Here is a 20,779-nt window from a genome sequence, read left to right as displayed (position 1 = left end):
TCGACAGAAATCATCAAACCTCCAAAAGGGTGACGACGATGTACAAGGTTTTAGTTATCGAAGATGACGTCATGATGAGTGATATGCTGTCAATGTATTTATCGGAAGAGGGCTATTCGGTTATGCAGGCCTACCGTGCGGAAGACGGATTGAGGCAGATCGCCGAGTTTGCGCCGGATCTGGTGCTGCTTGATTTGATTTTGCCCGATTTGGACGGCATGGAGGTATGCGCGCAAATCAGGCGGCGCTCCAACGTTCCCATCATGATCCTGTCGATGAAGAGCGAGGTATCCGAGAGGGTGCAGGCTCTGAAGGCGGGAGCGGATGATTATATGTGCAAGCCCTTCAGCATGCATGAGCTGACAGCGCGGGTGGAGGCGTTAATCCGCCGCTCGAGCACGATGATGCATTCCGAGTTCGGACAGCAGCAGGCCGCGGCAGCCGAGGTGCCGGACGAACGCGAGCCGATCCAGCTTGATTTCGAGCGCCGGCTGCTGCTGGTCCGCGGGCGGCTGGTCGAAACGACCTTCTCGGAATACGAGCTTATGAAGCTGTTTTTGGCTCACCCGGGCAAGGTATTCAGCAGGGAAGAGCTGATCAATGCGATACGCGGCTTCGATTCCTTCGTCACGGACCGCGCCATCGACGTGCATATCGTTAATCTCCGCAAGAAGATAGAGAAAAATCCGAAGGAGCCGAGGCTGATCCGCACCGTTTGGGGGTTCGGCTATAAGTATACCGCTCAGCAATCGAGCAGGAGCCAAGGTTGATCGGGGCGTTCCGGATATTCGGAACGGCTCGTTTTTTTTCTAAAAATATAAGAATGTATAAATTTGAGCTTATACATGACTTATATTTCATCGCGATGGCGAGCTGTTACCGCCAAAGGACGGCACAGAACCGAGCTGCGCAAAGATGCAGCTAACGGTTCGTGCGTAGCGCCAGCCGTTTACGCTTGCAAACTTCTAATCCGGGCCCTGAATGTTTTCTAATATCTATGTGCCCAAATGAGCTTTATGAGTACTGCGTGGGGACGGTGAACGATTGAGTATGGATGCATTAACCGGGCTGCCTGACCGCATGGAGGCTTTCGCGCAGCTGGAAGCGGCCGCCGGCGCCGTGCATGCGTCGGGTAATTGGATGGTTGTGGCTTTAGTCGATTTGGACGGGTTCTATCGCGTGAACGAATCGAGAGGAACGGATTTCGGCGATTATGTGCTGCAAATGACGGGGAAAAGACTGTCGGAGGCCCGGGCGGCGAACACGCTGATTTGCAGAATCGGCGGCAATACGTTTCTGGTCGGTATGACGGTCGAGCCGGGAGAAAGCCACAGCCTGCAGGCGGTCGAAGCGGTTAAAAATGCGATCGAACGTCCGATCGAGGTGGATGGCGCCGAGCTGTACCTGACCTCCAGCATCGGCGCAACGATCTTCCCGCGGGACGGCCGTACCGGCGAGCAGCTGATCTGCCGCGCGGAATCGGCGCTCTACCAATCCAAGGAGCTCGGCGGGAACCGGGCGCGTTTCTACGCGATGGAGGATACGCTGCTGATCAAACGCCGCATAGACGTCGAGGCTGCGCTGCGGCCGGCCTTGTGCCTTCGTCAGTTTCATCTCAGCTATCAGCCGATCTACCGGGTGAAGGACGGCCGGCTCAGAGGCTTCGAAGCGCTCATCCGCTGGCATCACCCCGAGCTGGGCGTCATCTCGCCGGCGGAGTTCATCCGGATCGCCGAACAGAACGGCTTGATCATTCCAATCGGCGAATGGGTGCTGCGCGAAGCCTGCCGCATGCTCTCGGGAATGGGCAAGCAGGGGAACGGAAGCCTGATTATGTCGATTAACATTTCGCCGGTTCAGCTGCAGGACCCGTCGTTTCCGCGGACCGTACTGCATGTCTTGAAAGAGTTCGGCCTCTCCTGCTCCTCGCTGGAGCTGGAAATTACGGAGAATACGGCGTTGTACGCCTCGGATACCGCGATGTCCACGCTAAGCTGGCTCCGCGCAGCGGGCGTGCGCATTTCGCTCGACGATTACGGGATCGGTTACTCCTCGCTCGCCAATTTGAAGCAGCTGCCGATCCAATGCCTCAAGCTGGATAAGTCCTTCATCCGAAAAATCGACGTGGAAAGCGCCGAAAGAATCATTGTGGAGGGCGTCATCTCGCTCGTTCATAAGCTGGGGCTGGAGGTTATTGCCGAGGGTGTGGAATTTGAGGAGCAGTATAACCTGCTGAACGAATGGGGCTGCGGCTATGTGCAGGGTTACCTGCTGGGCAAGCCGATGGAGCCGGACGTGCTCGACCTGCCGATGCTCCGCCGCTCGGAGCTGCGGAAGCACAGCAAGGCGGTCAGCGGGAAGACGGCCCTTCTTCTATAATGCAAAAGACCTGATGGAGCACACTCGCGCGGTGTACCAGCAGGTCTTTTTGCTTAGGCGGATCAGCATACTTCAAGGTAAAGTTTCGTACCGTCATTATATTGAAAAATGGCTACGTCACGAACCATTTCAACCGATTTGATCCTTTTCCACTTCTTGCGGAAATCAAAGTCTAATTCCAGTTCGTACAATTTATGTGAAAGCATTTCTACGGCTGCGGATTGTTCGTTAGGGTAGTAGACAGGGACGGAACGACGTTTGAAGGTAACGATTTTCATCATGTTCGGTAACACCTCCGATCGATATCTCCCATTCTAACGTAAACCTTTTAGCCCCTTATGAAACACTCGTCAGGAGATTGTTTGCTTTGCTTACAATTTCCTAACAAACTCAGCTGGAGTAGCTGCTGTACTTTTTCTTGTAATAGCCGTGACCTTTAGAGGAGTAGGGAGGGCGGTTGATTGGGTGATTGTACCCTTTTTTGTAATTGCTGCTGCTATAATGGTGATAGCCGTGATTCTTTCTTCCCATAACGGAATGAAGCAGCCGGTTTAACAAATGCTTAAGCATAATGTCAGCCTCCTTATTAATATATTGCTAATTATACGAAACGCAAGGCGGCAAGGTTTCTACGCGAATGCCGGGGGGACAAGGGAATGTGGAGCTTTTTGAAGCAAAAAAGCAATGAAGCGCTGAACCGGTGGCGGGATTACCCGCTCCGCGAAGGCAGCGTTTACATGGAACGGTACTGCATCATCCGCTTCCTCGGCATGGGCAGCTACGGGCAAGCCTATGCCTGCACGGAGCTGGACACGGGGGCCGCCGTGCTGCTCAAGCGGAGCATGCCGAGCAAGAAAGAGCTGGGCAGGCGGCTGCTGAAGCGGGAAAGCGATATTTTGCAAAGGCTGGATCACCCTCAAATCCCGAAATGGTACGCCTATATCCGCCAGGGCCGCGAGGAGGCGCTGGTGATGGAGCTGATCGAAGGGGCCAACGTAGAGCATAAAGCGATGGCCGAGGGCCATGCTTATACGCTTGCCGAAGCGCTCGGGATCGTCCGGCAGCTGCTGGAGCCGCTGGCTCACGTGCATGAGGCCGGCTTCGTGCACCGGGATGTGCGCATCCCCAACGTGCTGGAGCATAACGGGAGCGTCAGCCTGATCGATTTCGGCCTTGCCTGCGGGATCGGCGAGCGTCTTCCAGAGGAGCTGCTGATCGGGCTGAAGGAAAAACCGCTTGCGGCATCGCCGCCGCACGGCGTCCCGGAGGACAGCGGCTCCGAGCTGAAGCGGAGGATGAGGCTGCCCGAGCCGTCCAGCGATCTGTACGGTCTTGGCCATCTGCTGCTGTTCATGCTGTATGCGGGCTATGAGACTGCCGCCGGCCAGGAAGAGCGAAGCTGGGAGGAGGAGCTTGCGCTGCCCCGGGAGGCTGCGCGCTTCATCCGCAGGCTGCTGCAGCAGGAAGAGCCGGGCTGGCCGTCCGCCGCGGAGTGCGGGAACGAGCTGGATCGGCTACTGGATGGCGGGCAAATCGCGAAGGGCGGCGAGCAGAAGCAGATGGGCCGGGTAAAAGCTGCGCCAGATAAAACGCGGAATCCGGATGCCGTCGAGCTTCCTTAAAGAATCGGGCATATAGACGATCAGGAAGGTAGCCGACAGGCTGAACAGCTGCAAAATCCAGCCGAAGCCCTTTACTGCTAAGCTTACCACGCTAAGCGAGAAGTGAAACAAAGTCATCCACTGTACCGCGGCATATCGGTAAATAAGCACCAGAAGCACGATATACGCTCCGTAGCTGAACGGTACGAGCTCTACCAGCAGGGCGGCCCCTGCCGCCAAGAGGACCTGGACGGCACGTTTTTCCTTCCATTTGTCCATGAGAACGAGGAGCAGCAGGCACACAAACAGAGAGCCTACCGTATTCACTTCAAGCTGGTGGAAGGCGATCTGGTAGGGAAGCTGCGAGAGCAGAGCGATGAAGCCCATTCTTTTCAAATAGCGGCCGATATTGCCGGTCCTGAAATACCCGAGCACGACCGCATAAGCGTAAAAAGGCATCGCCAGTCTTCCGATGATCCTCCATGCCGGATTGTCCGGGAACCAGATGAGGCCGATATGGTCGATCAGCATCGTAAGCATAGCCAGAAACTGTATAACGATCATCCCCGTTCCCTCTTGAAGTATAAGGAATTATACCACAAGAAACTGAAGGGAACCTGAAAGCGCAGGCCTCGCTGGCCGCTTGAGTGCGACTGCCGAGGACTCGGGGAGCTGCGCTACAGTCCGGCGTTCTTCTGGAGCCGCCTGGCGATTTCCATAAAATCCTCCTGCGAAATGCCCGGCGCGAACTCCTCCGGCACCTCGCTCAAATCAGGCATGGGAGCGCCCTGCGGAGCGCCTTGAATGACCTCGAGCTTCGCGCCCGTCAGCGGATTTTGGCCGTTCCAGATCAGGACGATATCCTTGTAGTCGTTCGGGCTGAAGGTGTAAAGCTTGTTGCCGAGCCCCATCGCTTCGAATTTGCGGGCGGCTTCGAAGCTCTCGTTGCTCAGATCGGGGATCGGAATCATCCTCTTCACGTCGACTCCCGTCGCGATCTCGAGCGCCTTGGCGTAAGCAAGCACGTGAACCCCGCCCCTTACGAGCAAATACCCGATCATCGCCCGCGCCGTCGGATGGTCGGTCATTTCGTAGACGCGCATCTTGTGCGTTCTCGCCCCGCATTCGAGGAAAAAGTTGTGCAGCAGGTCGAGCACCAGATTGCCGCTGCTGAACACATTGTCTCCGGTCCAGGCGCGTCCCATCGAATCTCCCGGCATCGACGTCTGGGCGGTCGAGATAAAAAAGTGGCTGTTGCGCTTATCCTTGCCTTCCTTGAGGGGGGCCGCATTCGGATCTCCAGGGCTCGTCGTGCCCGTCAGCACCATATTGATCGCATGGGAGACGAGCTCCACATGGCCGAATTCCTCTGCCGTAATGCTGCAGACGAGATCGTAAAACGGCTTCAACTTCTTCCTTTCCCGAAAATTAAACGACTGGTACATATAATTATTAAGCGTGGACATTTCGCCGAATTTTCCGCCCAGCAGCTCCTGCACGGCCGCCGCAGCATTCGCGTCCGCATAGGGGGACGGGGGCAGTTCCACCTGGAGCCGGTTCATTCGTTGAAACACGTTAATCACCTCTTTCTGCCTGCATAGCTTTCCTATATTTGTATGTCGCGGAGCCGGGCCATAGACCGGAAGCAAAGCCGGGCAAGACGCCGGTCCGGCGGGCGCACGTTCGCGGCAATTCGGCGCGTCCCGTATATCCGCCATATTTTTGCGGATACTATCCCCATCTTGGGCTGGAAATGATAAGTAACGTTTCCTGAACATGTTGGGCGAATGACGGAAGGGAATGACAGAACTTGGTCAAGGCAATGACGCGCGGAATAGCAATCGTACTGTGTCTGGTATTTTTGGGAGGCTTCGAGGAGCCTTACGTCAGAAAGGATAGGGCGTTCTATGAGAAGCGGGGGGAGATCGTCTGGGAGGTGCCCCTTGAGGTCAAAAAAATCGCCTTAACCTTCGACGACGGCCCGTACCCGGAGACGACCGATCCGATCCTGGACCTGCTCAAGGAATATGGTGCGAAGGCGACTTTTTTCGTGCTGGGCAACAAAGTGGAGCGATATCCGGAGACGGTAAAGCGGGAGATCGATGAAGGGCATGAGGTCGCCAATCATACGTTTAACCACGTTTACTTCAAGGACGCCATCAAATCGATGACGATTCAAGAGGAAATTGTAAGCACCGACCGGTTGTTAATGGAGTTAACGGGCAGAAAACCGATGCTGTTTCGTCCGCCCGGCGGTTTCTACAGCGAGGAGTCGATCCGGATCGCCAAGCAGCTCGGTTATACGACCGTGCTGTGGTCCTGGCATAAGGACACGAATGATTGGAGAAGCCCCGGAGTCGGCCATATCGTCCGGAAAGTACTGAACAATACGCGTAACGGCGACATCGTCCTGCTTCACGATTACATTCCCGGCTCCAGCCAGACGGTGGAGGCTCTGAAGCTGATCCTTCCGGGGCTTAAAAAGCAGGGCTTCCAGATCGTCACGGTATCCGAGCTGCTGCACGATAAGGCGGGCGCCCAAATGCCGATAGGGTTGTAATCCCCGAGGCATTTGCCTGCCCGTCCTCTCTTTCCCTTTTTTTCAGCGGATGACGGTTACTACTCGTCCATTCGAATCTCTTAATCTAGCATACGATGGATTATGCTCATAAGAGAGGGGGGAATGAGATGTCCGCAAATAAAAAAGTAAAAATCCGCAGCACCTCCCGCAAAGCTTCGCGGCGTGTCCGGATTTCGTGCTCCAACTGCAAAAGCAATGGCAATATTGGCGGTGACAGAAACAGAAGCTGCGGCAAAAAACAAGATCCTGCTGTAGAGGGAGTGCAGGAAGCCGGTAAAGTACTGGGTGATTTCTTTAAAAAGCTGAAATGCGAAGACAATGCGGAAACGCTCGTTAAAGCCATTCGCTGCCGCAATGAAAAAGCAATTGAATGCCTGCTTGGCTGCAATTGCAAGGTCGTATGCTTCTTCAGTACGCGCGATAAGGATTGCGTAAGAATCTGCTGTTCGTTTGGCCGCTGGAACGACGTTACGGTTACCTTCGATATTTGTATCAGAAAATTATTCGACCCGTGCGACCGCAGAGGCTGGTAACGGATCGGGGCTATTTCAAATGAAAAGCCGGCTAGGGGGGCTCCCCGGCCGGCTTTTTTGCAAATATAAGAAAGAATAAATTTCATTTTATACCTGTCATATATTTCATCGCGAAAAGAGCTTTTGCCGTCAAAGGACGGAGACAGCCGTTTACACTTGGGTGCAGCCGCGCAGCTTCCGCAGGAAGTCCGCATAGTAGGACGGGTCGCGTGGGACGAACTGCGACGCCCGCACCCGCCTTGTCGCCGGCGTTAACGTCCCGTCCGCCGCGGAAAGCTCCACGCCGTCCGCCTCGGCTTCGGGCCGCAGGCCTTCGAACACGGCGATCAGCTCGTCCAGGTCCGCCTCGTATACGCCGGCCACTTCCTCGGGCTGCAGCCGGAGCTCCTCCAGCGGCAGGTCGCAGACAAGCCCGAAGATGTCGCTGACCTCGCGGTCGATGAACGGCTTGCCGTTCACGATGCCGCTCGCATCCTCGCGGATTTGGCCGAGCGGGATCAGCTGCTCGAACGCGGCTTTGACGCCGAGCTCCTCCTCGAGCTCGCGGACCGCCTCGCGCATCGTTTCGCCGGCGGCCAGATGTCCGGCGGCCGTAATGTCGTAGCAGCCGGGATTCGTATCCTTGCCGGCCTGGCGCAGCTGAAACCGTACGAGGCGGCGGTCACCGTCGCGTCTGGTCAGCCAGCAGTGGAACGTCCGGTGCCAGTAGCCTCGCGCGTGCGTTTCCGCTCTCGTCGCGGTGCCGAGATGATTAAGCTGTTCGTCGTAAATGTCGAACCGCTCCTCAGCCATGCGCGGCAGCCTCCAGCTGGGATGTGCAGTGCTTGCAGCGGGTCGCCTTGACCGGCACCTTGGACAAGCAGTACGGGCAATCCTTTTCGGTCACCTCGACCGGCGCTTCTTCTTTCTTCTCCTTGCGGCGGACGATGTTAATGACCTTTACCAGCATGAAAATACAGAACGCGACGATGAGGAAGTCGAGCAGTGTATTAATGAATGAACCGTAGGCAATAGCCGGTGCTTGGGCTATTTGATCTGGGGTCATGGTCTCCGTTTTCACCAGATAAAATTTCAAATGCTTGAAATTGACTTCTCCTAGAATTCTGCCGATCGGGGGCATGATGATATCGTTGACCAGGGAAGTGACGATTTTGCCGAAAGCCCCGCCGATAATGACCCCGACCGCCAGGTCGATGACGTTGCCTTTTGTGGCGAATTCTTTAAATTCTTTAACGATTTTCAAGTACGATTCCTCCTGCGCGCCGGCTGCTGTGCCGGCGGTTACTCGGGCCTGAATCTATCGGGCCTACCCTACTATAATAGCCGAACTTTCGTCTGAGAGGAATACGCCTTGTTTTTTGACAAAAATTTGCAAAAAATGAAAGAAGAATAAAGGATTTTAAGAGAAATTGTCGAATTTGACTACATGCATTGAAAATAATCGTGATTGAGGAGTGCCATGAGTCACCCTATCCTGTTCGGAAACCCCTACTATCTCGTTTTGTCGCTGATCATTATGTGCTACGCCTCCTATACGATGCTGAATATGATCGAACAGCCCGGAGCCGGCTGGAAGATTTACGGCTTTAACTGGTTGGTCGGCGGCGCCGCCGTGTTCGGGCTCGGCTTGTGGACGATGCATGTCGTTTCTCTGCTTGCCTCCGACCACCGCATTGTGATGGATTGGAGCATGCTGCTTGTACTGGGCGGCAGCGGTATTATCATCTACGCGGCATTGCTCGTCGTGACGAAAGGCGGCCCGGCCGCGGGCAGTCTCTTCAGCGGGGCGATGCTGGTCGCGGTCGGCGCCACGCTGCTTCATTACATGTCGATGCTGAACGATTCGGTTACCATGCTTCATATGAACTGGGCATTGTACGCCCTTTCTTTCATGGTCAGCTTCGCAGGCGCTTATGCCGCCTTTTATGTAATCGAACGGAAGTATTCCCGGTTCAAGCTTAAGAGCTGCCTGCTGCTTGGCTTCTCCAGCATGCTGATGCATCAGCTCGGGATGCATGCGCTGGACATTGAGTACCGGGATATATTTACGGCCGACCAGTTAAACAATTATTTGCTGCTGTTTGCTTTTCTGCTGGGCGTGTCGACGCTGATCATTCTCAGCTTCAGCCTGACAACCCACTTCGCGGCGGGCCGGTACCGGCAAATCAATGAGCGGTACAAGCTGCTGGTAGAAAATTCCATGGACACCATCGCTCTCGTCGGCAAAGGGAAATGGGAGTTTATGAACCGCGCGGGACTCCGCATGTTCGGGGCGCAGCATGAGAGGGAGATCCTCGGTACCTGCCTGTTCAAGCTGCTGGACGAGAAGCACCATGCAGAGATGCAGCACTGGCTGATGGAAAAGCCGGCGGGGGACGATATGACGCCCGGACCGATTGAGCTGCAGTGGCAAACGCTGCAGGGCAAGCCGTTATATACGGAGATCGTAAGGGCGAGTGCGACGTTCTCCGGGAAACAGATCGAGCAGATCATTATCCGTGACATTTCCGAGCGGAAGAAAAACGAGGAGCTGCTCATCAATTCGGAGAAGCTGTATGTGGCCGGCCAGTTGGCTGCCGGAATCGCGCACGAGATCCGCAATCCGCTGACGTCCCTGAAAGGCTTTCTGCAGCTGATGTCCACGGGGCGCGGGAGCAGCGAGCATTTCTACGAGATCATGAAGTCGGAGCTGATCCGCATCGAATCGATCGTAAGCGAGCTGCTGATGCTCTCGAAGCCGCAGGTGTACGATTTCTCGAGGAAGGACGCTTGCCGGATTATGGCCGACACGGTGAATTTGCTCGATACGCAGGCGATCCTGCACAGCGTCACGCTCGATTTTCGTTCCGATTCCCGTCCGCTGTGGGTGATGGGCGTCGAAAATCAGCTGAAGCAGGTGTTCATTAACGTGCTTAAAAATGCGATCGAATCGATGTCGGGCGGAGGCACGGTCAGCATCGGTATGGAGCTGGAAGCCGGCACGGTCGTAATCCGGATTAAGGACGAGGGCTCGGGTATTTCGAAGGAGCAGCTTGCCAGCCTCGGTCAGCCTTTTTACACGACGAAGGATAAGGGAACGGGTCTCGGACTGATGGTTACCTACAAAATTATCGATAACCACCAGGGTCAAATTACGGCGGAGAGCGAGATGGGGGTCGGCACGACCTTTGTCATCCGGCTTCCATATGCCGGGGAGCAAGAATGAAACCTATAATGGCAGCAGTCGTAATAAGCTAATGCAAGAAGGCCGATTTTGTATTGAGGGTTTCTATTCTAACGTTAAGTGGAGGTCGTTGTGATGTTTAATCGTTTTTTGGCTAGTATCGGTATTGGCTCCGCAAAGATTGATACGCTTCTGGAGAAGGCCCGCTATTCGCCCGGCGAAGAGGTCCGGGGAATCGTGAGAATCCAGGGCGGCAACGTGGAGCAGCGCATCGAGACCATTCAGCTGTCGGTTATGACCGAATATATACGCGAAAGCAACGATAACAAATATACACAGCACGGCCAGGTGGGACGGTTCCACGTCAGCGCGCCGTTCACGCTGCAGCCGGGAGAAAACCGGGACGTGCCGTTCTCGTTCCGTCTGCCGCATCAAACTCCGCTTACGATCGGCCGCACTCCGGTCTGGGTGAAGACGGAGCTGGACATCAAGGGCGGAGTCGACCCGACCGATAACGACCGGATCGAGGTTGTGCCGACCGCGCCGATCAATACGGTGCTGGAGGCCGTTAACCTGCTTGGCTTCCGCCTTCGCAAAGCGGAGTGCGAATATTCCTCCCGTCTCGGACGGGGAATGCCTTTCATTCAGGAGCTGGAGTTCGTGCCGACAACCGAGTTCCGCGGCCGGCTTGACGAGCTCGAGGTGATGTTCTATCCTTCGGACAACGAGCTGGAGCTGGTGCTGCAGATCGACCGCCGCGCACGCGGGCTGTCCAGCTTTTTCGCCGAGGCGATGGATATGGATGAATCGTTCGTGCGGGTACGCTTTACGAACGCGGAGCTTGCAGGCGGACCGAATGCTATTGCCCGTCAGCTGTCCGATACTATCGCCAGATACGCATAAGCGTCAGAACGAGCCGGCCAAGGCTTCAAGCTTGGCCGGTTTTTTTATGCATGATGCGGCTGGAATTCGAAGGGCCTTGGGACCTTCTGTTTCTATGTGCGCGAATTCGGTATAATACCTAGATAGAAGAGGAGGGGACTGACGTTGGCTGAACCGCTTAAGGCTATATACGACGGACATTTTATAGAAAGCTTCGCGGCTTTGGTGAAGTCGGCCTGGAGCTCCTTTGATGAAGCGGCTTTTGCTGCGGGAGTAAGAGCAGGCGACTGGGAGCAACTGGAGCTGAAGGCGCGAATGAGAAGGATAACGGAGACGCTGGGCGCGGAGCTGCCGGACAGCTACGAAGAGGCGCTTCGGATCTTATACCGGATTGACGAAAAATGCACAGGGCTTCCTTATTTGTTTTTCCCGGATTTTGTGGAGGTGTACGGAAGGCAGGCGGAGCATTGGGAGCTCTCGATGGCCGCGCTGTCACGGTTTACGGTTCGCTCGACCTCCGAGTTCGCGGTCAGGCCGTTCATTCTGGAGGATCAGGAACGAATGGCAGCACAGATGCTGGAATGGGCGGGACATGATAACGAGCATGTCAGAAGGCTGGCCAGCGAGGGGATGCGGCCGCGTTTGCCTTGGGCGCAGGCGCTGCCGATGTTCAAAAAGGACCCTTCGCCGATTTTTCCGATTCTGGAGAAGCTGAAGCGGGATCCGTCGCTCTACGTCCGCAAAAGCGTCGCGAACAACCTGAACGATATCGCCAAGGATCATCCGGGGCTGATCGCGGATCTGGCTTATTCGTGGCGGGGCGAGGACGAACGCACCGATTGGATCGTCCGGCACGGCTGCCGGACGTTAATCAAGAAAAACGATCCGCGCATTATGGCTTTGTTCGGGTACGCCGGACCGTCCGGCGAAGAGGGGGACGAGCAGTCGCTTGCGGCATCGGCTGAGCTCAAAGCTGTTCCAGAGGCTGTGCCGATCGGGGGAGAAGCGAAGCTTCGCTACCGTATTCGTTTGCGGGAAGGCGAGCGGGTCAAGCTGAGGATCGAATACGGCGTCGATTTCGTGAAGTCCGGCGGCAAAACGTCGCTTAAGCGCTTTTTGCTGTCCGACCGCGAATATGAGGGCGGCTCCGTATTCGAAGGCGAACGCGTTCACCGGTTCGCCGATCTGACGACGCGCAAGCATTATGCAGGACCGCACCGCTTATCGCTTTGGGTGAACGGCAGGGAGGCCGCTTCCTCCATGCTTGAGGTGACGGAAACTCCCGCGGGGGCGGCTGCGGGCTTCGAGGAACCGGCAGGCGCGGCGGTACAAATGACGGGGGCTGATCGGTCATGACGATCGGAGCCCGCGTTCTCAAGACCGGCATGGCCGTGGCGCTTGCGATTTATATGAGCGGAGCGTTCGGCTTCGCGTCGCCGCTGATCGCGGCCGTCGCTGCGATTTTTACGATACAGCCTTCGATTTACCGCTCGTGGCAGCGGGTGGCGGATCAGGTGCAGACGAATTTGCTTGGCGCCGTTCTGGCGCTTGCAGCCGTTCGTTTGTTCGGCCATACGCCGATTGCGGTCGGACTCGTATGCGTTCTGGTGATTCTGATCTGCATCCGGCTCAAGATGGAAAGCACGATCAGCCTGACCCTGGTGACTGTCGTGGCGATTATGGAGGCGAACGGTCAGGGCTGGGACGCGGCGGTCGAACGGCTGCTGATGGTGCTGACCGGAATCGGAGCTTCTTTTGCCGTCAACGTGCTTGTCTTCCCGCCGCGGCCGCGCAGGCAGTTCACGGGGCAAGTACACCAGGCTTACACCCAGCTTTCGCTGCTGCTCAGGACGGCGATTTCCAACGAGATGAAGGAGCATATTTTCCACGAGGAGAAGGACAAGCTTCACGGCACCCTTCGCAAGCTGGAGGAGCGGTATCTTGTATTCGAGGAGGAGCGCAAGGTTTTGGCCCGAACGAAGACAAGCCATGCGAGGCAGCTGCTCGTCTCGAAGCAAATGATCAAGACGCTGCAAAAAGGAGCCGACCTGCTCGACGCCGTCGAGGAGCATTATTTTGCCTCGCCGAGCGCGGGGGAGTGGTCGCTCCGTTTTGACCGGCAAATTGAGGCTTTAACGAAGTACCACGAGCATATTTTGCTGAAGGCGGAGGGCAAAATAAAACCGAATGCGGCCATCGAGCCGGAAGAGGAGCGCGAGAGCAGGCTCGTCAAGGACTTGACCGCGTCGATTCTGGAAGATCCGGACGAGCACAAACGCCTGGTGTTCGTCGCGTCCGGCATATTCGAATATGCCTACCATCTTCGCCGTCTGGAGAAGCTGCTCGATCAGGTGCAGCAGCGCGAGGAGCTTGCCAAGCGGGATTCCGGGGAGCCGGAGACCGAGGAAGCTTAAGGCGTTCGGCCGGAACAATATATCATCGCGAAACGAGCTTATGCCGCAAAGACGGCACAGAAACGAGCTGCGTATAGGTGCAGCTAACGGTTTGTGCGTAGGGCCAGTCGTTTACGCTTAATCGTAAAAAAACGGCAAGCCGGAGCTCTTCCAAGAGTACCGGCTTGCCGTCGTTGTATAATATCGCTTGCTTACTGCTTGTCGCGCGTTTTGTTGCTGCCCTCGTGGCGGCGGGGATGCTGCATATGCGCTTCCGGATTGTCGTCATCGTCATGCGGGATCAGGCGCGGATCGGTATGGCCTTTGTGGTGATTGTTGAACTCAAGCTCAACCAGCTCCCATTCCGTCGTTCCCATCGCGACATCGGCCGGAAATACGTCGCCGCGGTCCAGCTTCTCCTCATTGCCCCACTCGTTTTTATAAACGCCTTTTACTTCGACCGGCTCGCCGGATATCGGATTCATTTCATGATGATTTCGATTGCTCATGGTGTCAACCAACCTTCCTGTGCTTATAATCCGTGTTTCGGAACCGCTGCGCGGTCGGCTTCTGACTGCAGCTCGCTGGCCGCTTGTTTGCTGGCCTGATGGCGATCCGCACGAGATTGGGCTTTGCTTGCTTTTTTCTGCAGATCGGATGCATGTTCGCCTGCCATAAGGTCACCCTCCTGAGTCAAAGTCATTCGTCTTGTCTTACCAGTGTCTTCACGAGAAGATCCTCAACAGTTTGCCACGAAAGGAAGGAATGTATGAGCGCGGATGGATGGCATAAATAGCCTATGGTTTACGGCGGAATAGCGCCTTGGTTGCAGGTATGCTGATGGACTTAGACGGCGATTGGCGAAGTGGGGGGAATACAGCAGAACGCTTTGAAATGGAATCCGTCGTTGGATCCACTGCAGTTTGTGCATTAGATTCGGGGAGAAAACGTGTTTTTGACTAGTAAGAGCTAATTTCAGATGCATAACTGCAGTGGATGAAGCATTACGTAGGTTCATGTCAGATATTTGCTGCAAAAAGTGCATTAGAACGGGAGAGCGGGGAGAGCAAGGAGAGCAGGGAGAGCGGGGAGAACGGAGGAAGCCGAGTGAAGGTCCGATTGAATCTCCAAGGAGATTAACCGTGATCAAACTCACAGCAGCCGCAAATCGCATGAGGGGCAGGCGGCGTCGCGTTCGGTAACCGTCTCGCCGCAGGCCGGGCAGGGCTCTGAGAAGGGTGCCGAAGACCGGGCCGGCGATCCGGCTCCCGCAGCTCCCGCGGCGCCGCCGCGATCGGCATCGTCGCCCGGTCTCAGGTGGGCCGGCGTGGCAAACAGCGTTTCGACGATTTCCTTGAGCTCTTTGTATTTGCCGGAGTCGTCGGACGCCGCGCGCACGAACAGGAACATGCCTCCCAGCAGCACGCCGGCGGCGGCAAGCACGATGGCCGTAGCCCCTACATCGAACCAGGTCACGAAGGGGGCCGCGAGCATCGAAGCATCATCTAGACGGAATGCAAAGGATCTCATGTGCGGCTCTCCCCTCCTTTGAATAGCTGCTTGCGGGGCAGCTCTTTTTGACGGTCGTAAGCGCTTGCCTTACCCGTTCACCTGATAACGCGCCTCCAGCTGCTTGCCGCCGAACCACATGACGAGCACGGCCGTAACGGTGACGAAGATGCGCCATGGCTCGTCGACAAGATTGCCGATATCAAAGCTGATCAGCGAAATGCTGAAGATCATGACGGATTTGCCGAGCAGCGTTGCCAGCAAAAAGGTGTGGAAGGGTACCTTGCTAAGGCCCGACACAATGGTAATGACGACCGACGGCGTAAAAGGGAAGCAGGCGAGCAGAAATAGGGGAGTGAACCCTTTTTTCTCCACCCAATTGAAAAACCGCTCCGTTTTTGGAAATCTGCGTTCGAGCCAGCCCTTGAAATTGCGGCCCAACGTGCGGCTTAGCCAGAACACAGAGACGGCTCCCGCCGTCACGCCGATCCACGAGAATAAAAATCCGAACCCGAGTCCGTAAATATTCGCATTGGCTGCTATGATCACAATTAACGGCAGGAGAGGAATAAAGGATTCCACCATCGGCAGCAAAATCCCGGGCAGCGGCCCCCACTGCGAATAGCTCTCCAGCGTCCATTGAATCGAATCGAGATCCATATGCTTGATATATTCCAGCCAATTGCGCCAGTCGTCCATGCGTCAAGCTCCGTTCTTTTAATAGTTCATCGCGAACGCGATTGGAAGCTTTGGCCGCCAGAGGGCGGCTGAAGCCGTTTACGTTTGTTTTATAGCCTCTTCGCCCGGGGCGAACACCTTGATGGGAAACCAAAGATAATAAAAACCGATCAAGCCGAACAGCACCGCGCTGATCCAGAAGACGGCCGATTCGCTGCTCCATGATGCGATCAAGCCTCCTGCGACGGGGCCGATCATGACGCCTACGCCCTCAAAGGTCGACAGAATGCCCCAGCCCAGCCCTTCCTGCTTCGGCGGCACATAGGAGGCGAGCAGCGCGTTCCAGGCCGGCTGGATGGCAGCATAGGATAGGCCAAGCAAGGCTACTATAAGTACACAATACCAGAACGCGAGCCCCCATGCCAGCACGTATAATCCGGCCGCAAAAGCCAGAAATCCGGCAACGAGAAACCATTTGCGTCCACCGAGCTTGTCGGCCAGCTTCCCCATCGGAATCAGCCCTCCCGCGGCGCAAATGCCGCCTGCCGTCAGCAGGACGGAATAATGGGCTCCGGTCATGCCCAGCTCGCGTTCGGCGAAGCCCGGCAGTATCGGGACCAGCATGCTGGCGCCCATCGTCTGCAAAATCATGCCCGGAAGCAGAAGCTTCATCCGGCTTAGCCGTTCCTTCAGAATGGCTGCCTGTTCGCGAAGCGGCAAGCGGAGCGGGGTGACGGCCCTTGCCCTGCTCATGAAGAAGGTAAGCAAGCAGGCCAGAGCCGACAGGGTGACAAGCAGCTTGTAAGTAAACGTAACGTTGTAATCCAGCAAAATGTTGCAAACAATCGGGCCGCTGCCGAGCCCGACCATCCAGATCGTGTACAGCAGACCCATTTGGGTAGCCCGCTTCTGCTCGGACACCTTCGTCAGGCAGACGATCCAGATCGGCGACATGCCGATGCCGTACAACGCGGCCGCTCCAATGAACATCCACGGCAGCTCGGCGAATTGCAGCAGATAAACGCCTGCAAGCGATATGAAAAGCCCGGCTTGCACGACGATACGGTAGGAGAACCGGTCGAGCAAATAGCCGATGGCCATTTTGAGCAGCGTATCGGTAATGTAATGCGCCGAAATTGCGGCTCCGATCGCATCGGGTGCGAGTCCCAGCGTTTTGGAGCCGTAAATCGGCAGCAAGCTGACCAGTACGGCGCCTCTTACAAATTCCACGAGGAACAAAATAACGGAGATGAGTCGCATCTCCGCTCCGAACCATGCTTTTTGATTAGTATGCACGGACAAGCTCCTTATCCAGTTCAATATTCGAAGCTTTTACCATTATACGATAATTGGATAAAACATCCAAAACCAGACGGTCTGCGGCAGAACCGGCCGCTTGAAGCTGCCTTACGCATGCCCTGCCGGCTTCCAGCAGCTCGGGTTCAGCTAGAAGCTGCAAAATTTGCCCCGTCAGTTCTTCCGGCTCGTAAGCAACGCTAGCCGCACCTTTGGAAGCAAGGTACAGAGCGTTCTGCTTCTCCTGTCCGGGCACGGGACGATAGGTAAACAGCGGCAAGCCGGCCGCGATCGCCTCGGACAAAGTCACGCCTCCCGGCTTGGTGACCAGACAGGATGACAGGGCCATCAGCTCGTGAATGTGCTCGACATATCCGTAAACCCGAAGCCGGGACCGGTGTTCCGGCCTGCTTCCGTACCGTTTCTCCATGCTTTCCTTGAGGGAGGCGTTACGACCGCATACAAGTGCGATCTGTACGCGTGAATCCTGCAGCAGCCCTTCGCATATGCGGTCCAGATCGGGCATGACGCCCTCCGCGCCCGCCATGATGAGCACGACCGGCCGAGCCGCCCGCAACCCGAACCGGTCATACAGCTCCGGTGACGGAGCGGCCGCACGGAAGCCGGCCTTCAGCGGAATGCCGCTGACCGTCACCGAGCCGCCCGGGATGCCGAGCTGCACGAGCTCCGCCTTCAAATCCTCCGTTGCGACGTAATAGCGCTCGATGCTGGGATGCACCCAGCGCCGGTGCAAATCGAAATCGGTAACGACGGCGTAGGAAGGGGGGTGAAGGTTCGTTCGTTTTTTCAGGCCGGGCAGGGCGAAGGACGGGAACGTATGGACGACCACGTCGGGCTGCTCGGCGGCCAAAATGCGTTTAATTTTGTCGCGGCCGAACGAATGGAGCAGCCCGCCGAACAGCGAGTCATGCTTCATCGGTTTGGTGAAGTCGTACATCCAGCCGTACAGAGACGGCATATGGGTGTAGCTCTTCATGTAAAAACGGCGGGTCACCTCGTTCAGCCAGGGATGGGATTCTGCCATCAGGTCAACCATGACCGTCCGGTGATTGCCGCGCGCTTCCATTGCGCTTTTGATCGCCCGCGCCACCTGCAAATGCCCCTCTCCATAGGATGCGTACAATATTAGCATTTTCGGCTGCAGATTCGAATTTATACGTGTCATAGGCGCACCTCCTGCCGACAGTGTAGCGGGGATTTGTCATCCGGGAATGAACGGCGTTTGGTTAGTTTGTTTAATTTTTGTATAATGGACAAGTAATCCATTCCAATTCATATTCGAAGGAGAGATGAATGGCATGCAATACACGAAATTAGGCAGATCAGGGCTCCGGGTAAGCCGGCTTTGCCTGGGTACGATGAATTTTGGCGTAGATACCGACGAGAGGGAATCGTTTCGAATTTTAGATGCGGCGCTGGATGCGGGCATTAACTTTATGGATACGGCGAACATTTACGGCTGGGGCGAGAACGCGGGCCGGACGGAAGAAATTATCGGAAAATGGTTCCGGCAGGGCGACGGGCGCCGGGAGCGCACCGTGCTGGCTACGAAGGTTTACGGGGATATGCATGACGCTCATGATGGCCCAAACCGCGAAGCAGGCTTGTCCGCTTACAAAATCCGCCGCCATTTGGAGGGTTCGCTAAAGCGCTTGCAGACGGATCATATCGAGCTGTACCAAATGCATCACGTCGACCGCAGCGTGAATTGGAGCGAGCTGTGGGGAGCGTTCGAAACCGCGGCTGCGCAAGGAAAAATCGGCTACATAGGCTCCAGCAACTTTGCAGGCTGGGATATCGCGGTCGCTCAGGGCGAAGCGAAGGCAAGAGGGTCGCTGGGCCTCGTTTCCGAGCAGCATAAATATAATTTGCTCTGCAGGCTTCCTGAGCTTGAAGTGCTTCCGGCCTCGCAGGCTCTCGGCCTCGGCGTCATCCCGTGGAGCCCGCTTGACGGCGGGCTGCTGGCGGGCAACCACCGCCGCAAGGACCGCGGCCGCCGCAGCGGCGACACGAAGCGGCTCGAGCATTACCGCAAGCAGCTGGACGCTTATGCCGAATTCTGCGACGAGCTCGGCCATCCGGAGGATCTGGTCTCGCTCGCCTGGCTGCTGGCGAATCCGGCCGTGACCGCGCCGATCATCGGCGTGCGGACGATCGATCAGTTCGAGCGCTCGCTTGAAGCGCTCGAAATCAAGCTGGACGAGTCGGCGCTGAAGCGCATCGACGAAATATTCCCTGGCCCGGGCGGCGAAGCGCCTCGCGCATACGCCTGGTAACGGCAATCGCCCGGCCTCCCGATGAGGGGGGCCGGGCGATTCTTATTTTTGCCGCGATTCATTAGAACTCAGATCAGCAGGTTGAACAACACGGGATCCTTGTTCAGCTCGAGAAACTGGAAGCCCTTTTTGGTCATGCGTTCGACCAGCGGGGCGTAATCGGACCTGTGCTTCAGTTCGATGCCGACGAGTGCCGGACCGTTGTCCTTGTTTGATTTTTTCGTATATTCAAACCGGGTAATATCGTCGGTAGGTCCAAGCACCTGATCGAGAAATTCCCGCAGGGCGCCTGCCCGCTGTGGAAAGCTCACCATAAAATAATGCTTGTATCCCTCATAGATGAGCGAACGCTCCTTGATCTCCTGCATCCGGTCAACGTCGTTGTTGCCGCCGCTGACGATGCAGACGACCGTTTTGCCTTTAATCTTGTCGCGGCAGGCATCGAGTGCGGATATCGCAAGCGCGCCGGCCGGCTCGGCGACGATCGCATTCTCATTGTACAAATCGAGCATAGTCGTGCAGACCTTGCCCTCCGGCACCGCGACGACATCGTCCAGCAAATCCCTGCAAAGCTCGAAGGTCAAGTCGCCGACTCGCTTCACGGCCGCACCGTCCACGAACTTGTCGATATGCTCCAGCGGGGTTACTTGTCCGGCATCCAGCGACGCGCGCAGCGATTGGGCGCCTTCCGGTTCGACGCCGATGACCTGCGTGGCGGGGGAGACGATTTTCACGTAAGAGGAGACGCCTGCCGCCAGACCTCCTCCGCCTACGGTAACGAAGATGAAGTCGGGCACCGTTTCGGCCGCTTCCATCAGCTCCTGGCCGACGGTTCCGTTGCCGGCGATGATTTTACGATCGTCGAACGGATGGATGAATGCCATTCCGCTGCGCTGGCTTTCGGCGACCGCCTCGGAGTAGGCGTCGTCGAACGTATCGCCGGTCAGGATCACCTCGACATGGGTGCCGCCGAAAAAGTTTACCTGAGTCACCTTCTGGCGCGGCGTCGTGCTTGGCATATAGATTTTGCCCGGGATGCCGAGCGTCTGGCAGGAGTAGGCGACGCCTTGGGCGTGATTGCCGGCGCTGGCGCATACGACGCCCTTCTCCAGCGTTTCCGGCGAAAGGGAGCGCATCAGGTGATAGGCTCCGCGTATTTTGAAGGAGCGCACGATTTGCAGATCCTCCCGTTTCAGCAGCACGCTGCATCCGTACCGTTCGGACAGCACCCGGTTATATTGGAGCGGGGTGCGCGTAATGACATCCTTGAGGTGCATCTGCGCTTGTACGATTTCTTCGAGGCCGATGCGCTCAGCCGGCGCGTCGCTCGTTGTCATAGGGACCATCCTTTCTGATTGCCGTCAGGCCGTGTCGGTCTAGCTGCCGGGAATAGGAATTTTATATGTTTCAGATTATAGCATTTTCGCCGCGGGTAAATACAGAAAATTCGGTTTATAAAAGAAAGAA

Annotated in this window: 23 protein-coding genes; 10 read left to right on the top strand and 13 right to left on the bottom strand. The window is 56.4% G+C overall.

Features of this window, described 5'->3' with window-relative positions:
* The first annotated feature begins 38 nt into the window (after positions 1 to 38).
* Together KP806_RS15475 and KP806_RS15470 are read left to right on the top strand one after the other, a co-directional pair.
* Positions 39 to 770 carry a response regulator transcription factor gene (locus KP806_RS15475; RefSeq protein ID WP_224724610.1) on the top strand — a complete coding sequence of 244 codons (732 nt, stop codon included), beginning with the start codon at positions 39 to 41 and terminating at the stop codon, positions 768 to 770.
* A 280-nt stretch (positions 771 to 1,050) separates the two neighbouring features.
* Positions 1,051 to 2,379, top strand: a complete 1,329-nt coding sequence (locus KP806_RS15470; protein ID WP_224724767.1) for a putative bifunctional diguanylate cyclase/phosphodiesterase — start codon at positions 1,051 to 1,053, stop codon at positions 2,377 to 2,379.
* 62 nt (positions 2,380 to 2,441) lie between these two features.
* On the opposite strand, the gene KP806_RS15465 is transcribed toward KP806_RS15470, so the two are convergent.
* On the bottom strand, positions 2,442 to 2,660 hold the full coding sequence (locus KP806_RS15465; protein ID WP_224724609.1) for a hypothetical protein: 219 nt from the start codon (positions 2,658 to 2,660) through the stop codon (positions 2,442 to 2,444).
* A gap of 109 nt (positions 2,661 to 2,769) precedes the next feature.
* Positions 2,770 to 2,949 carry a hypothetical protein gene (locus KP806_RS15460; protein WP_224724608.1) on the bottom strand — a complete coding sequence of 60 codons (180 nt, stop codon included), beginning with the start codon at positions 2,947 to 2,949 and terminating at the stop codon, positions 2,770 to 2,772.
* A gap of 86 nt (positions 2,950 to 3,035) precedes the next feature.
* On the opposite strand from KP806_RS15460, the gene KP806_RS15455 reads away from it, so the two are divergent.
* Positions 3,036 to 4,001, top strand: coding sequence for a serine/threonine protein kinase (locus KP806_RS15455; RefSeq protein ID WP_224724607.1), 966 nt, complete (start codon positions 3,036 to 3,038; stop codon positions 3,999 to 4,001).
* Here KP806_RS15455 and KP806_RS15450 read toward each other — a convergent pair.
* The gene (locus KP806_RS15450; protein WP_224724606.1) at positions 3,894 to 4,544 is read right to left on the bottom strand and encodes a TraX family protein; all 651 of its coding nucleotides are present in this window, start codon (positions 4,542 to 4,544) and stop codon (positions 3,894 to 3,896) included. The genes KP806_RS15455 and KP806_RS15450 overlap by 108 nt on opposite strands.
* 113 nt (positions 4,545 to 4,657) lie before the next feature.
* Positions 4,658 to 5,554 (bottom strand): manganese catalase family protein, encoded by an 897-nt coding sequence (locus tag KP806_RS15445; protein ID WP_224724605.1) that lies wholly within the window; start codon positions 5,552 to 5,554, stop codon positions 4,658 to 4,660.
* Between the two features lie 236 nt (positions 5,555 to 5,790).
* Here KP806_RS15445 and KP806_RS15440 point away from each other — a divergent pair, with 236 nt between their 5' ends.
* Together KP806_RS15440 and KP806_RS15435 are read left to right on the top strand one after the other, a co-directional pair.
* Positions 5,791 to 6,540, top strand: a complete 750-nt coding sequence (locus KP806_RS15440; protein WP_318153645.1) for a polysaccharide deacetylase family protein — start codon at positions 5,791 to 5,793, stop codon at positions 6,538 to 6,540.
* 128 nt (positions 6,541 to 6,668) lie between these two features.
* Positions 6,669 to 7,094 carry a hypothetical protein gene (locus tag KP806_RS15435; protein WP_224724604.1) on the top strand — a complete coding sequence of 142 codons (426 nt, stop codon included), beginning with the start codon at positions 6,669 to 6,671 and terminating at the stop codon, positions 7,092 to 7,094.
* Positions 7,095 to 7,244: 150 nt separating this feature from the next.
* Here KP806_RS15435 and KP806_RS15430 read toward each other — a convergent pair whose 3' ends face one another.
* Both KP806_RS15430 and mscL read right to left on the bottom strand, forming a co-directional pair.
* A complete protein-coding gene (locus tag KP806_RS15430; protein ID WP_224724603.1) occupies positions 7,245 to 7,886 on the bottom strand; it encodes an NUDIX hydrolase in 642 nt (213 codons plus the stop codon).
* Positions 7,879 to 8,337, bottom strand: a complete 459-nt coding sequence (gene mscL / locus KP806_RS15425; protein WP_263575724.1) for a large-conductance mechanosensitive channel protein MscL — start codon at positions 8,335 to 8,337, stop codon at positions 7,879 to 7,881. Before mscL ends, KP806_RS15430 begins: the two co-directional genes overlap by 8 nt.
* A 216-nt stretch (positions 8,338 to 8,553) precedes the next feature.
* Between mscL and KP806_RS15420 the strand changes: the two genes are divergently transcribed.
* The 4 genes from KP806_RS15420 (at position 8,554) to KP806_RS15405 (ending at position 13,553) form a co-directional block, all read left to right on the top strand.
* Complete coding sequence (locus KP806_RS15420) at positions 8,554 to 10,299, top strand: ATP-binding protein (protein WP_224724602.1); 1,746 nt, start codon at positions 8,554 to 8,556, stop codon at positions 10,297 to 10,299.
* 93 nt (positions 10,300 to 10,392) lie between these two features.
* On the top strand, positions 10,393 to 11,160 hold the full coding sequence (locus KP806_RS15415; RefSeq protein WP_224724601.1) for a sporulation protein: 768 nt from the start codon (positions 10,393 to 10,395) through the stop codon (positions 11,158 to 11,160).
* 144 nt (positions 11,161 to 11,304) lie between these two features.
* Complete coding sequence (locus KP806_RS15410; protein WP_224724600.1) at positions 11,305 to 12,495, top strand: DNA alkylation repair protein; 1,191 nt, start codon at positions 11,305 to 11,307, stop codon at positions 12,493 to 12,495.
* Positions 12,492 to 13,553: an FUSC family protein gene (locus KP806_RS15405; RefSeq protein WP_224724599.1), complete on the top strand. Its 1,062-nt coding sequence runs from the start codon at positions 12,492 to 12,494 to the stop codon at positions 13,551 to 13,553. The genes KP806_RS15410 and KP806_RS15405 overlap by 4 nt, the downstream gene beginning before the upstream one ends.
* Before the next feature lie 191 nt (positions 13,554 to 13,744).
* Here the strand turns inward: KP806_RS15405 and KP806_RS15400 are convergent, their stop codons facing one another.
* From KP806_RS15400 to KP806_RS15375, 6 genes are all read right to left on the bottom strand, one after another.
* Positions 13,745 to 14,041 carry a transposase gene (locus tag KP806_RS15400; protein WP_224724598.1) on the bottom strand — a complete coding sequence of 99 codons (297 nt, stop codon included), beginning with the start codon at positions 14,039 to 14,041 and terminating at the stop codon, positions 13,745 to 13,747.
* Positions 14,042 to 14,064: 23 nt separating this feature from the next.
* Positions 14,065 to 14,208 carry a hypothetical protein gene (locus KP806_RS15395; protein WP_224724597.1) on the bottom strand — a complete coding sequence of 48 codons (144 nt, stop codon included), beginning with the start codon at positions 14,206 to 14,208 and terminating at the stop codon, positions 14,065 to 14,067.
* Positions 14,209 to 14,684: 476 nt separating this feature from the next.
* Positions 14,685 to 15,062, bottom strand: coding sequence for a hypothetical protein (locus KP806_RS15390; RefSeq protein WP_224724596.1), 378 nt, complete (start codon positions 15,060 to 15,062; stop codon positions 14,685 to 14,687).
* Between the two features lie 69 nt (positions 15,063 to 15,131).
* Positions 15,132 to 15,740 carry a TVP38/TMEM64 family protein gene (locus KP806_RS15385; protein WP_224724595.1) on the bottom strand — a complete coding sequence of 203 codons (609 nt, stop codon included), beginning with the start codon at positions 15,738 to 15,740 and terminating at the stop codon, positions 15,132 to 15,134.
* A 78-nt stretch (positions 15,741 to 15,818) separates the two neighbouring features.
* Positions 15,819 to 17,015 (bottom strand): MFS transporter, encoded by a 1,197-nt coding sequence (locus KP806_RS15380; RefSeq protein ID WP_224724594.1) that lies wholly within the window; start codon positions 17,013 to 17,015, stop codon positions 15,819 to 15,821.
* Complete coding sequence (locus KP806_RS15375) at positions 17,005 to 18,201, bottom strand: MGDG synthase family glycosyltransferase (protein ID WP_224724593.1); 1,197 nt, start codon at positions 18,199 to 18,201, stop codon at positions 17,005 to 17,007. Before KP806_RS15375 ends, KP806_RS15380 begins: the two co-directional genes overlap by 11 nt.
* A 133-nt stretch (positions 18,202 to 18,334) precedes the next feature.
* On the opposite strand from KP806_RS15375, the gene KP806_RS15370 reads away from it, so the two are divergent.
* The gene (locus tag KP806_RS15370) at positions 18,335 to 19,312 is read left to right on the top strand and encodes an aldo/keto reductase (protein ID WP_224724592.1); all 978 of its coding nucleotides are present in this window, start codon (positions 18,335 to 18,337) and stop codon (positions 19,310 to 19,312) included.
* Positions 19,313 to 19,380: 68 nt separating this feature from the next.
* Here the strand turns inward: KP806_RS15370 and ilvA are convergent, their stop codons facing one another.
* Positions 19,381 to 20,649: a threonine ammonia-lyase IlvA gene (ilvA, locus tag KP806_RS15365; RefSeq protein WP_224724591.1), complete on the bottom strand. Its 1,269-nt coding sequence runs from the start codon at positions 20,647 to 20,649 to the stop codon at positions 19,381 to 19,383.
* Between the last annotated feature and the right edge of the window lie 130 nt (positions 20,650 to 20,779).

Origin of the sequence: Paenibacillus vietnamensis, assembly GCF_020169515.1 — a bacterium.
GTDB classification, from domain to species: domain Bacteria; phylum Bacillota; class Bacilli; order Paenibacillales; family Paenibacillaceae; genus Pristimantibacillus; species Pristimantibacillus vietnamensis.
This window is presented reverse-complemented; position numbering and strand designations above follow the sequence as displayed.